Here is a 13328-nt window from a genome sequence, read left to right on the forward strand (position 1 = left end):
TGATTTATTGCCGTGAATCAACTTTCCACATCGACATCGCCAGACTCCACTATAAACGCCGGACCGGTACTCACCAGATAAAAACGGGTCACCCTGGTATCTCTAAATAGGTAGAGCAAGCCCTGATCGCGTCGGCGCGAAATATACGCCACGTGGACCGTACCGAATTCTTCGCCGTTTTCCTTCTTTAATATCAGGATGTTGGGGTCATCCGTACGCTTAAACTGCCCGTCTGTGCAGATTCCGTCTTGGTCGACCAGCTGCCATCGACAGTTGTCCTCCTCAAGAAAAGCCAGGGTTTCCCGACTTGTTTCGTCATCCCGATAGTAACCGTCAATGGCAAAGCCTTCGGAAGCACATTCCTGCATATAGGATGTTTCTCGACTTATAGCGAACTGCCCTATAGCGCCCAGAAGCACCGCCAGGCAAACCACTGCAACGGTTATCGAGACAAAACGGCGGCTCATGTCAGCCAGCCCGATACTTGTTTAACGGAGCACGAAACATACTTGGTACCTCCGATATCATGGCGAATGTCACCTACGGCCTGTCGGCAATCATATGTTTCCAACATCAAACCATATGGCAACCACTCGCGAGAGGAGTATCGGCGAACGGTGCATTTTTGCGTTCTATTGGGCAAACGTCAACGCGCGCTACAGCTCTTGCTCGACCTATTCAGATCTTGTCGCATACTACCGTAGATCCTCAACGCTTCCGCCCCCAAGAGATCATTTTTAGTACGTAAAGAAGCCCTCGCCCGAGCTTTCGCCCAGCTTACCTTCGTCGAGCATCTTCTTGAGGACGGACGCCATAGCCTTAAAGTTGTAGGGCATCATCATCTTCTTGAGTAGCGGGCTCACCAGGCCCGGGACCTTCTGATACTGCATGACGATGTTGTAGGCCGTCTGGATACCCACCGTGTCGAATACGCGGAACGGGCCCTTGGGGGCGCCGGTGCCCCGCGTCCATGCAAGGTCGATGCTCTTGGGGTCACTCACACCCGAAACATACAGGTCAAGGCCCGAAAGCAGCCACGGCACCAACATGGAATTGAGCAGGTAGCCGTTCTTTTCCTTGTTGACGGGCAGGGCAAGCATACGGATATCGTTGGCAAAGTCGACGAGCTCGTCGAAGTAGCGCTTGTCGGTTTGGTCCTGTGCCATGACCTCGGTCATGTTGTTCTTCCAGATGGAGTTGGCAAAGTGCAGCGACAGGTACTTCTCGGGACGGCCGGTGTACTTGGCAAAGGTGCTCGGCAGCAGCGTGGATGAGTTGGTCACGATGACGGTCTTTTGCGGCAGAACCGGGGCGAGCTTCTTGTAGAAGCCGATCTTTGCCTGGGTGTCCTCGGCCATAGACTCGATGACCAGGTCGGCGTCGGCCACGGCCTTGGCAAGATCGAGCTCCAGCTTGAGTGTGGAGTAGGCACGCTCGACGGCGGCGAGCGCCGCTTCCTTGTCGAAGGGCTGGGTGCCATCGGCGATACCGGCGCACCACTCGCCCGTGCCGTCCGCCATGCCCTCGATTGCCGCGATGTACTCCTTGCGCACGTGATCGATCTTGGGCTGGGTGCGGCCGATGCTGCCCTCGTTGCGCAGCCAAATCGTTACATCAAAGCCGCAGTAGGCAGCCTGAAAGGCAATCTGGCTTCCCAACACGCCGCCGCCGGCAACACAAACGGTCTTGTAGCTCATGGAACGGTCCTCTCTTACGTAATTCCATAGATGTGTATTTATTCAACCGTAAGGATGACGCGCGCTGGGGGTGGGTTCTATAAACGGGCGGTATTTCGCGGCAAACGGCTACATATGTTCATTATCTCAGGGTTCCGAGGGCAGTTTTTGGTGCCACCGAGACGTCGTTTTCGGAAGTATGCGGCAAATTCCGGAACTCTTGAGCACATCCTGGTTTTTCGCCAATAAAACCGCAGGTACAGAGCTTGGATATATCCGGTGTGCTCGACCTATTCAGATTTTGCCGCATACTTCCGAAATCTAAGTTCGCAAAGGGTGATAGTTGGGGCGTTTACGCAACATATGTCCAGCAAAAACGGGTGGTAGCCGGCACGGCTGCCACCCGTTTGTCTCATATCTAGCCCATAGCGGGCAAGCTACTTCTTAATGCCGCGTCCCAGACGCTTGGCGACCGATGTGACGGCCTCCTCGCTGGCCGGCCCGCAGCTCACGCAGTCGTCATGGGCACGCATCTGACCGGTGACCTCGTCCATCGCGAGCGGCGCCACCTTCTCGAGCTTAAAGCCCTTGCCGGCGCGCATGTTTTCCTTGGCCACGCTGATCATGAGCTTAATGCGGTTGAGCTGGTTGACCTCGGACGCACCGGGGTCGTAGTCCACCGCGACAATGTTGCTCTCGGGATGCTGGCGGCGCAGCTCCTTGATAACGGCCTTGCCCACCACGTGGTTGGGCAGGCACGCAAAGGGCTGCGTGCAGATGATGTTGGGCGCACCATGGTCGATCAGGTCGAGCATCTCGGCCGTGAGCAGCCAGCCCTCGCCCATGTTGTTGCACACCGAAAGTACCGTACGGGCCTTGTCGGCCATGGTGCCGATGCGCTCGGGCGCCTCGAAGCGGCGGGACTTCTCGAGCATCTCCTCCACCGGCGTGCGCATCCAGTCCACAAGCTTGATGAGCGCTTGCATGCCCGCGCGCGTAGTAGCAGAGCTTCCCAGCTCGTCTTTCTGCAGCTCGGCGTTGCTCATGGAGTAGAGGAAGAAGTCGAGCAGGCCCGGCACCACGGCCTCGCAGCCCTCGCGCTCAATGACATCGACCACGTGGTTGTTAGCCGTGGGATGGAACTTGACCAAGATCTCACCGACCACGCCCACGCGCGGCTTGGTGCCCTCGCCCACGAGCGGCATGGTGTCGAACGCGCGGATGGCCTCGCGGCACAGCTTGGTGTAGTTGTGGCGGTTAAACTTGGGCGCCAGCTTGCGGGCACGCGCCATGTACTCTTCATAGAGCGTGTTGGCGGCACCAGGCGTGGCCTCGTACGGGCGGCAGCGGTAGAGCATCTGCATCATCACGTCGCCAAAGAGCACCGCGTAGACTGCCTGCTTAAGCAGCGCCGGCGTCAGCTTAAAGCCGGGGTTGTCCTCGCCCAGCGCCACGGCCGAAAGCGAGATCACGGGGATCTCGGGGTGGCCGCTCTCGCGCAGGGCCTTGCGGATGAGCGCGATGTAGTTGGTGGCACGGCAGCCGCCGCCGGTCTGGCTGATGACCACGGCGGTCTTGGACAGGTCGTACCGACCGCTCTCGATGGCCTCCATAATCTGGCCCGTCACCAGAATCGACGGGTAGCAAATGTCATTGTTCACATAGCGCAGGCCAGCCTCGACGGCATCGTGGTCGGTCGAGGGCAGCAGCTCCAAGTTGTAGCCGGCACCGCGGAACACCTCTTTGACCAGGTCAAAGTGGATCGGCGCCATCTGCGGGCACAGGATGGTATAGCCCTCGTCGCGCATCTGCTCGGTAAAGGGCACCTTGGGCCATGCGGTCGAGGCGCTCTCACGCTGTGCCTCGAACGTGTACTTGCGGCTCGCGAACGCGGGGGCATCCGTGGAGGGCGCCACCGGCGCAGCGTCGCCCTGCTCAAAGACCTTGCCCGCAGCCGTGGCCTCGGCCAAGCGCTCGGCCTCCTGGTCCTTGAGTGCCGCCATGAGCGAGCGGATGCGAATGCGCGCGGCGCCCAGGTTGGACACCTCGTCGATCTTGAGCACGGTGTAGATCTTGCCACTGGCCTCCAGGATCTCCTGCACCTGATCGGTGGTCAGGGCATCGAGACCGCAGCCGAAGGAATTGAGCTGGATCAGGTCCAGGTCGTTGCGCATGGTCACAAAGCGGGCGACGGCGTACAGGCGACTGTGGTACATCCACTGGTCGACGACGCGAATCGGACGCTCGGGCTTTACCAGATGCGCGAGCGAATCCTCGGTAAAGACCGCAAAGCCAAAGCTCGAGATAAGCTCGGGCAGGGCGTGGTTGATCTCGGGGTCGTTGTGGTAGGGACGACCGGCGAGCACGATGCCGTGACCGCCGTGGTCCTCGACCCACTTAAGAGCCTCCTCGCCCATGGTCTGGATGTCCTCGTGGAAACGCGCATCGGCCTCAAAGGCAGCGTTGACAGCGGCATCGACCTCGGAGCGCGTGATCTTGGGCCCACGCACGCGACCGCGACCGGCTTGCGCATCGGCCACACGGTCGACGGCGAGCACCTGGTACAGACGGCGCTTGAGCTCGGTCTTGTCATGATAGGGCACAAACGGGTACAGGAACTCGATGTTCTGCTCGCGGATCTCGTCGATGTTGAGTGCCAACGCCGTGGGATAGCTCATGACGATGGGGCAGTTGTAACAGTTGCCGGCGGTCGGATCCTCCTTGCGCTCCCAGCGCACGCACGGCATCCAGATAAAGTCGACATCGCGGTCGATAAGGTTCATCACATGGCCGTGGCTCATCTTGGCCGGATAGCACACGCTCTCGGACGGCATGGACTCGATACCCGCCTGGTAGGTCTTCTTGCTCGACTGGTCGGACAGCTGCACGCTAAAGCCCAGGCGCGTAAAGAACGCATGCCAGAAGGGGTAGTTCTCGTACATGTTGAGCGCGCGCGGGATGCCGACGGTGCCGCGCGGGGCCTCGTCGGGGCTCAGCACCTCGCGGTTAAAGAGCAGCTCGTTTTTCTTTTTGAAGAGGTTGGGGGCCTCGGTCTTCTGCTTTTTGTGGCCGGCGCCCTTCTCGCAGCGGTTGCCGGTAATGAAGCGCCTGCCGCCGCCAAAGTCGTTGACGGTAAGCTGGCAGTTGTTAGAGCAACGGCCGCAGCGGACATGCTTTTGCGTCACGGTGAGGTGCGCGATGTCCTCGGCCGAAAGGATGGTCGAGGTGCCGTCGGCACCGGCGCGATCGCGGGCGAGCAGGGCCGCACCATAGGCGCCCATGCAGCCGGCGATGTCGGGACGCACGGCATGCACGCCGGTGAGCTGCTCAAACGCACGCAGCGTGGCGTCGGACATAAAGGTGCCGCCCTGGACGATCACCTGACTGCCAATCTCCTGGGGGTCGCGCAGCTTAATGACCTTGAACAGGGCATTCTTGATGACGGAATAGGACAGGCCGGCCGCGATGTCGCCCACCGTGGCACCTTCTTTTTGCGCCTGCTTGACGCGCGAGTTCATAAAGACCGTGCAGCGGCTGCCCAGGTCGACGGGGGCCTTGGCATGGATGGCGGCGTCGGCGAACGCGCGCACGTCCATGTTCATAGAGACGGCGAAACTCTCGATAAAGCTGCCGCAGCCCGACGAGCAGGCCTCATTGAGCATGATGTGCTCGATGACTCCGTCCTTGACGCGCAGGCACTTCATGTCCTGGCCGCCAATGTCCAGAATGAACTCGACGCCGGGCAGGAACGCCTTGGCGCCGCGCAGGTGCGCGACGGTCTCGATCTCGCCGGAATCGGCCTTGAGAGCCTCGATGAGCAGCGCCTCGCCGTAGCCCGTGGTGGTCACGTGGCCGATGGTGCAGCCCGCGGGGATGTGGTTGTAGAAATCGGCCATGATGACCTTGGCCGTGCCCAGGATGTCGCCGTTGTTGTTGCCGTACCAGGTGTGCAGCAGCTGACCGTCCTCGCCCACGAGTGCGGCCTTCATGGTGGTGGAACCGGCGTCGATGCCGATGAACACGCGTCCGGTGTAGCCGTCGAGCTTGCCCTTGGGGACGACCTCGGTGTCGTGGCGACCCTTGAACTCGGCAAAGTCCTCGTCGGTGGCAAAGAGCGGATCCAGGCGCTCGACCTCAGCACCCTGCGTGTCGCCCAAGCTGTCGATGGCCTCGATGAGCTGCGGGAACGTGCTGAGCTTGTTGGACTCGTGCGCCATGGCAGCGCCGCTCGCCACAAACAGGTGGGCGTTTTGGGGCACAATGCGGTGCTCCTCGTCCAGGTTGAGCGTGAGGTAGAAGCGGTGGCGCAGCTCAGAGAGGTACTGCAGCGGTCCGCCCAGGAAGGCGACGTTGCCGCGGATGGGGCGGCCGCACGCCAGGCCCGAGATGGTCTGGGTCACGACAGCCTGGAAGATGGAGGCGGCCACGTCCTCGGGGCGGGCGCCCTCGTTGAGCAGCGGCTGCACGTCGGTCTTGGCAAAGACGCCGCAACGGCTAGCGATGGGATAGATGGTGGTGGCGTTGGCCGCGAGTTCGTTAAGGCCGCTGGCATCGGTGTGCAGCAGGGTTGCCATCTGATCGATGAAGGCGCCCGTGCCGCCGGCGCAGGTGCCGTTCATGCGCTGCTCGATGCCGTTGTCGAAGTAGATGATCTTGGCGTCCTCGCCGCCCAGCTCGATGGCGACATCGGTGGCCGGGATGAGGGTCTCGACGGCACGCTTACTGGCGATGACTTCCTGGACAAACTCCAGGTCGAGCCACTGGGACAGCAGCAGGCCACCCGAGCCGGTGATGGCGCAGGTCATCTGGGCCGTCGGCAGCACCGTCGCGGCACCCTCGAACAAGTCGCGGGCGCAGGCACGGACATCGGTGTGGTGGCGCTGATACTTGGCGTAGACGATCTGGTTGTCGTCGTTGAGCACAGCGAGCTTAACGGTGGTGGAGCCCACGTCGATGCCCAGGTGCAGGTTGCCGCGGGCGGCCTCGGGGTTGAAGATCGCGCCTTCGGGGGCCTGGGCGGCGGCTACGGGCTCAGCGGCGGTGGCGGGCTCGCTGACGACGGACGTCTCCCCTGCCACGTTCTTGGCATCGGCAACTGCCTCGGCAACTTTCTCGGCAGCCGCGGTCGCAGCCTTCTGCGCAGCGTCCACCACGGCGGGCGCGGCCTCGCGTGCGGCAGCGACCACACAGTCCTTGATGCCCTCGACGAGTTTGCTCATTGTCTCTCCTCTTAGTTGTTGGACTCGACGGTTGCGGCGGTGTCGACCGCATCCTCGAGCTGCAAGTTCAATAGCTTCATGCCGTATTCCGGCACGTTGATATCGATGGGTTGGCCATACAGGTCACCGGGGCGCACAAAAGCGAGCACCGTCATAATGCGCGCCATGGCCTCAGGCGATTCGGTGAGCCCACGCTCAAACCAGCGCTGAATCATGCCGACCTCGGCACTCACGACGTAGGTAACGTAGTAGTCAAAGAACGTGCCCAGCGCCAGGCCCAAAATGCCCGTCTGCGCACGCGGCACTACGGCCTCACGCGCGGTGTCGATAATCCTTTTAATGAAGGCCTGGTCGCCGCCCGGACCCAGCAGCGCGCCGATTAAGTCGCGGTTGGCTGCAAGATAACGCAGCAGCTCAACCGAACCGGGCGCCGGCTCGAGCTCATCGATGTTGTGATAGAGATCGGGCAACTGAGCTGCGGTGATGAGCTCAATGCGCTCACGGATCTCGGCCAGCAAGCCGTCCTCGATTTGATTGATAAAGTCGGGGATATCGCGGTAGTGCGAATAGAACGTGCGGCGCGTAAGGCCAGCGCGCTCGGTGAGCGACGCGACATTAATGCGCGAAAGGTCGCCGCTTTCGGCAAGCTCGTTGGCAAGTGCCTGGCGAAGGGCACGCTGCGAGCGAAGGGACCGGCGATCGCATTTCTCGAGCTGGGACAAGCGTCCTCCTTGTTACTCAGTCCGTGCGCTATTGCACAGTGCGAGTATTATTGCACACCGTGTGCATCAACACGTAAAGGCAATATTTGGGATGTGACAGAGGGATTATCCCTTTGTCGCATCCAGTGACCGCCTAGGTTGTGCCAGTTGTGCCTGGCTTTTGGAGCGGTATTACCGATTGTTCAAAATGGCATTCATGGGTAGAATAGTGTCGACGGCAGCCCAAGTTGTGGTTAGCTGGGCAGCGCCGTTGCTTGGTTTAAGGGGTCAACGCCTTAGCGGCGGCGACCCCTCTTTCGTTGCTTCGAGCGTTGCTTGAGTGCCTCGGAAAGTCCGATAAGCGTCGTAAGAAGCGAGACCAATGCGGTCAGGAGCCTCACGAAATCAATCAAATCGGTCATGGGCATCACCTCCCATCAGATGGAGGGCGCTGCCCGGCACATGGAACTGCCGCCAACAGCAACAATTCTATCAAAGCGCAGTTAAATATGCGAATATATGTTCGTGTTTAAAGAAGCTAGTCCCCACTGTGACAAAGGGGCTGTCCCTTTGTCACATTATTCGATGACGGTGCGGGAGTTTTGCTTGCGCATGGTGGCGAGCATGTGTTTGGGGACGGCGTGGACCATGCAGCTGCCGATGGTCGCGCTCGCGGCGGCTTTAGCTGCATCGCTAGCGTTTTTGGTCGCGTAGCTGTGGCGGAAACGCTTGAGCATGGCGATGTCGTTGCCGCCGTCTCCATAGACCGCGACCTCGTCCTCGGCAATACCGTAGTAGCCCGCCAACCAGGCCACGCTCTCGCCCTTGTTGCACGCTACGTCCGTGATCTCGAACATCACCGGATCGAACGGCGCGTTGACCACGCGGTCCGATCGCTCGGCCAAATATGCCTTAAGGTCACGCTCCAGCTCGGGTGAGGTCACGCGACAGTTGATCTTGCACACATCGTGGCGCAGGATGTCGCCAATCGACTGGTCAAAATACTGTTCCTCGTGATACCCGCCACGTGCACGCATACCGCGCATCACAATACGCTTGATGGGGCTGTCCTTTTTAAAGCCCGCCTGATGCATCTCGAACGAACCGCTCGAGTACATGCCATCGGGCGTGGAACAATCAAAGCAAATGTCCGGGAACGCCTTGAGCAGTTCCTCAGTGACCTGCGGATCGATGGTCCAAGTCTTGAGCACCTCGCCATGGCTGTCGCGCACGATGGATCCGTTGGAGCAGCAGGCGTCAAGCGCCAGGCCCGTAAAGCCATGCTCGCCGATCGGCAACGTCGAGCGTCCAGTCGCGGGAACCACATGCAGACCAGCCTCGGTCAGCTCACGAATGGCACGGCGGATGGTCCCATCCGCCTCATGCAGGGCGTTCAGCAGCGTTCCGTCTAAGTCACTCGCGAACATCTTAATCATGAACATGCCTCTCCTTCGTCTGCCCGATATTGTAGACGAAGGAGAGGCATGTCCGAACAATGCCGTCCCGGCGCGGCGTACCACCGCCTTCACAAATTCACGGTGCCCCAGCGCGTTAAGACAATCGCCGCAATCGATTTTTCAGCCGATAAAACAGAGCCGTCGTCAACGTCAGCACCGCCAACATGCCTGCGAATACAATCGCCGGTGTCCATCGATCATATGCAGCCCCGTACGTCAATTGGCCGATAGGTATTGCGCAGGAAAGGACCATGTAAACGACCGAAAGCACTTTTCCGCAGAGCTCAGTCGGCGCTGCCCGCTGAACAAACGCGATGATTTCAACCGACGCAATGGCTGCCCACACCATGACCCATGCCGAACCAACCGCAAACACGGTGAACACGCATACATCTGCGCCGAACAGTAGCGTGACAATGATCGGTGCGACTCCAAAACAGATCATCGCAACATATCGACATATGCCATTGAAAGAAAAACGATGCGGCCAAATGCCGACCAAGCCACTGCCGGTAAGACCACCCAGGCCCAGAGCAACCTCAACTATCCCAACGCAGGACGATTGCATGCCGAGATGCTTTGTAACAATAATGGGAGCGCCAATCGTTAGCCCAACCAACGCAAGGTTCAAAACTGCCGCAAGCAAAATCACAGCGACCAATGATGCATTTTGCAACAGATACCGAATCGACTCCCGAAAATCGTTTCGGCATGTCGTACGAGTCGCGCCGTCTCCCATCGTTTCAGATGAGGCATTTTGCTTGAGTACGCCACCAAACAACAGAGCTGAAATCGCAAACGCCACCGACGCGATTGTGCAAAGAGCATCGATGCCAAAGCACCCATAGACTGCCGTCCCGACCACAGGACCCAAGATATTGCTCACCATGGTCACCTGCGAAACCAATGCAGTGGCCCGCTCAACCTTCTTTTCACCCGCCATGCGCACCGTCTCAATTTGGAGTATTGGCTTTAGCAGCGATTGAGCGCCATATTGAACACAAAGTATCGCTACTACGACGACCGCAAGAGGCAATGAGTGCTTCATGGGGATAGACAGCAGTGATGCAGTCATCAGAGCAATGCCGAGGGCCACGAGGGCCTCGCGATGTCTTCCCCTATCCGCCAAGATTCCGCCAATCGGAGTTGCGAGTACGCCGGGTATGAACGCTATCGCCACGGCGGCGCCATATAACGTTGACGATCCGCTGCAATCGAACAAGTAAAGCGGATACGCAAAGCACAGCGCCGACAGCATCGAATACGTGCACAGCTGCGCAACCAGAAGTTCCGCGAGCCTGATTGACCGCACTGTTTTTGATTTCAACGAGACGCCGACGTCTCTCAGCCCAGCCATAAGCCCACCCCCTATACATACCACTAGTATGTATTTAATGACTTGAAAAGGGCAGCCGTGGCTACCCTCACAAATCAATTACATACCGTTGGTATCTATATTACCACCCAGCGCGGTCCCATACGTCCCAAATCCGTGCCGTTGTCTGGAGCACTTCCTCGCCCAAATCGAGTCCCACCGCAGCGGCCATCTGCGCCAGACATTGTGCACGAGCGAGCATTCGCTCCTTGGGCTCGAGCGGACGGAACAGCGGCAGCAGCCAGAGATTCGCTAGCAACGATACGGCCTCCGCCGCTTCGCGCGGGCATTCGCACGCAATGGAGCCGTCGGCGATGCCCTCCTCGATCACTGGCAAGAGACAGCCATCGGCTGACTCGTCAAACGAGCCCTGGTACTGCATCGCCAGTAGACGCGAGCTTTTTACCGGATCCGCCGCAGGATGCATGCGTGCCCATAGCTCAATTTGCGGAACAACGGACTCGGGCGCGTACAGCCGCCTGAGCTTTTGGGCTCCGGTCATATTACCGACGCCAAGCATCGAGCGGCGGTGCTCAACAATCGGAGTCATCGCCCGATCAAACGCGGCGTTGAAAATCTCTTCTTTGCTCTTGAAGTGATGATAGACAGCGCCCTTGGTCATGCCGTCGAGACGGTCAACGATATCTTGAATACTCGTCCCCTCATAACCCTGTGCGCAGAATAGCTCCAGTGCCGCGTCGAGAATCTTCGCGACCGTCTCCTCGGGATATTTATTGCGACCCATAATCCGCCCATCCGCAACGCAAGCCTTATGCCTCATTGCAGCATTTTAACGTTGCGGATGGCAGACGGTCGATTCTACACCGCGGCCGGGCCGTGTTCGCCGGTGCGAATGCGGATGACTTCTTCGACCGGCTCGACCCAAATCTTGCCGTCGCCGACGGCACCGGTGCGGGCGGCATTGCAGATGATGTCGACAATTCCGTCAACGTGCTCATCAGCGCAGATGAGGGTGAACTGCACCTTGGGGATGGTATTGACGAGCAGTTCGTTGCCGCGCACGTATTCCTTCCAGCCATGCTGTGCGCCGCAGCCCTGCACCTGGTTGATGGTCATGCCGCGAACATCGGCAGCAAATAGTGCGTCTTTGAGAACCTCAAGCTTTTCCTGGCGCACGATAGCCGTGATCTTTTTCATGCCAAATCACTCCCTTTGTTAATCCAAGCCACTAAACGATGGATATGCGCTTTCGCCGTGCTGGCTCGCGTCCAGGCCCAGCGCCTCGTCGGCCTCGTCCACGCGCAGGCTGCCGTGGAACAGCTCCTTGACCACTGCGGCGATCACTACGTCGAGCACCAGCACGATAGCGACCGTCACCATAATGCCCAGGACCTGCGAAACAAGCAGCGACGCGTCGCCCGTATAGAGCAGGCCGCCTTTACCGGTCCACGAGAGTTCCGGCACGCAGAACAGGCCCGTGAGCGCGCTGCCCATGGCCCGACAAAGCCCGCGCCCGGCGTGACCACCATAGGCCAGCGACCAGCCGGCAACAATCCACAGCACACCAACTAGGCCAATAGCGCCAAAGCACATAAGCATGGTGTTGATGACATTTTTGCGCCTGGACAGGCCGCCATAGAAAAACGCCAGACCCGGTGTCATTAAAAACACGAGCATGGTGCAGATGAGCATAAACGTTGTCGATCCCGTATCGTACATTCGCTCCCCCTTGGTCGCATGGACGTTGTCGGCGCCCATAATGCGGCCGAGGGGCAACTGGTGTAGACCAGATACGGCGTTGTTAAACGCTGCGTTGTCGAATGGAAACGGTGCCGCAATCTTGGAAACGGCGCGGCAACGGGCGCGAAACGAACGGGAAATACGCAAGCAAGGGAGCCGTGAGCGCGCCCGTCCCAGCTAGCGCCGGAACAGCTCGCGGGCTCGGTCGCGAAGGTCGGTGGCTCGGATGACGCCCTCGTAGCGGTTGATGCGCAAGCGCGGGAAGGCATTAAAGAAGCGCAGGTCGCGACGGCTGAGCGACACGCTCGGCACCGGACGGCTCATGCGCTTGCCGGCAAGGCGACGACTGAGTGACGGACGCGGCATGCTCGGCGCGGCATCGGCCACGCGGCGGGCAGCGAGTGCCAGGCCGCGAGCACCATCCGCGATAAACGTCGGCATCGAAGCCTTCTCGCGCAGGGCATCGAGCGCGGCGTCACCCAGCTCGGCCAGCCACGCGTTAACGGCACGGCTGCGGATGTGCGTCTGTGTCACCGAGTCAATCGTCGATTCGGGAATGCGCTCGAGCATTGAGTCCGAGGCATCGGCAAGCGACTCGTTGATGCGGTCGGCAAGGTCGGCGCGCACGCGCTCCAGCTGATCGGACAGACGCCGCCAGCTCGCCAACGAGCACACCGCGTCAACCATCATCGCGACCGCGACGATAAAGGCGGACAACCGCACAATCAGCACCGGCAGATGGCCAAGCAACCCCAGCAATGCCGGCTCCACTAAACGGCAAATGCACAACGCGCCCAAGCCAAACGCGCAGGCCCAGTACAGGCAGATGCGTCCGTGCAGGTTAAACGGCAGGTGCGAGTAATCCCAAAAGCGCGCACCTGTTGTTTTTTCCAACAAAACGCCTACGCCGTACTCAATCACGCTGCATACGAGCGCCGCGGCAACAAACTGGCTCGAGGCATCCGGAATCCCACGCAGCAAAAGCCAGCAGGCTATGCCGCCCACACCATAGATAGGACAACACGGCCCCAGCAAAAAACCGCTGTTGGCAAAGCGTCCGTGGTTGAGCATGGCGCAGACTGTCGACTCCCACACCCAGCCGCAAAAACCGTAGAAGGCAAACGAGAGCATCAGCGCCGAGAGCGGACAGGCGGCAAGCGTCGCGCCGTCAAATGCCATGTCGATCGCGGTTTCCACCG

11 protein-coding genes are annotated in these 13328 nt (G+C 59.8%); all 11 read right to left on the reverse strand.

Annotation, left to right across the window (positions count from 1 at the left end):
- Positions 1 to 17: 17 nt before the first annotated feature.
- Positions 18 to 467, reverse strand: coding sequence for a hypothetical protein (locus DW003_RS01960; protein WP_118387218.1), 450 nt, complete (start codon positions 465 to 467; stop codon positions 18 to 20).
- A 270-nt stretch (positions 468 to 737) separates the two neighbouring features.
- Complete coding sequence (locus DW003_RS01965; protein WP_118387220.1) at positions 738 to 1697, reverse strand: 3-hydroxyacyl-CoA dehydrogenase; 960 nt, start codon at positions 1695 to 1697, stop codon at positions 738 to 740.
- A 416-nt stretch (positions 1698 to 2113) separates the two neighbouring features.
- Positions 2114 to 6895, reverse strand: a complete 4782-nt coding sequence (locus DW003_RS01970; protein WP_118387222.1) for a 2-hydroxyacyl-CoA dehydratase — start codon at positions 6893 to 6895, stop codon at positions 2114 to 2116.
- Positions 6896 to 6906: 11 nt separating this feature from the next.
- Positions 6907 to 7617 carry a TetR/AcrR family transcriptional regulator gene (locus DW003_RS01975; RefSeq protein WP_118387224.1) on the reverse strand — a complete coding sequence of 237 codons (711 nt, stop codon included), beginning with the start codon at positions 7615 to 7617 and terminating at the stop codon, positions 6907 to 6909.
- A gap of 275 nt (positions 7618 to 7892) precedes the next feature.
- Complete coding sequence (locus DW003_RS10090; RefSeq protein ID WP_255413571.1) at positions 7893 to 8018, reverse strand: hypothetical protein; 126 nt, start codon at positions 8016 to 8018, stop codon at positions 7893 to 7895.
- Between the two features lie 156 nt (positions 8019 to 8174).
- Positions 8175 to 9032, reverse strand: a complete 858-nt coding sequence (locus DW003_RS01980; protein WP_118387350.1) for an HAD-IIB family hydrolase — start codon at positions 9030 to 9032, stop codon at positions 8175 to 8177.
- Positions 9033 to 9147: 115 nt separating this feature from the next.
- Positions 9148 to 10410, reverse strand: a complete 1263-nt coding sequence (locus tag DW003_RS01985; protein WP_118387226.1) for an MFS transporter — start codon at positions 10408 to 10410, stop codon at positions 9148 to 9150.
- Between the two features lie 100 nt (positions 10411 to 10510).
- Positions 10511 to 11173, reverse strand: coding sequence for a TetR/AcrR family transcriptional regulator (locus DW003_RS01990; protein ID WP_158548909.1), 663 nt, complete (start codon positions 11171 to 11173; stop codon positions 10511 to 10513).
- 74 nt (positions 11174 to 11247) lie between these two features.
- Complete coding sequence (locus DW003_RS01995; RefSeq protein ID WP_099432138.1) at positions 11248 to 11586, reverse strand: P-II family nitrogen regulator; 339 nt, start codon at positions 11584 to 11586, stop codon at positions 11248 to 11250.
- A gap of 18 nt (positions 11587 to 11604) precedes the next feature.
- The gene (locus DW003_RS02000) at positions 11605 to 12108 is read right to left on the reverse strand and encodes an ammonium transporter (RefSeq protein ID WP_118387230.1); all 504 of its coding nucleotides are present in this window, start codon (positions 12106 to 12108) and stop codon (positions 11605 to 11607) included.
- Positions 12109 to 12306: 198 nt separating this feature from the next.
- Positions 12307 to 13326, reverse strand: coding sequence for a putative ABC transporter permease (locus DW003_RS02005; RefSeq protein WP_233545451.1), 1020 nt, complete (start codon positions 13324 to 13326; stop codon positions 12307 to 12309).
- Positions 13327 to 13328 lie beyond the last annotated feature (2 nt).

It is taken from the genome of Collinsella sp. AF36-3AT (assembly GCF_003475205.1).
Classification (GTDB): domain Bacteria; phylum Actinomycetota; class Coriobacteriia; order Coriobacteriales; family Coriobacteriaceae; genus Collinsella; species Collinsella aerofaciens_AF.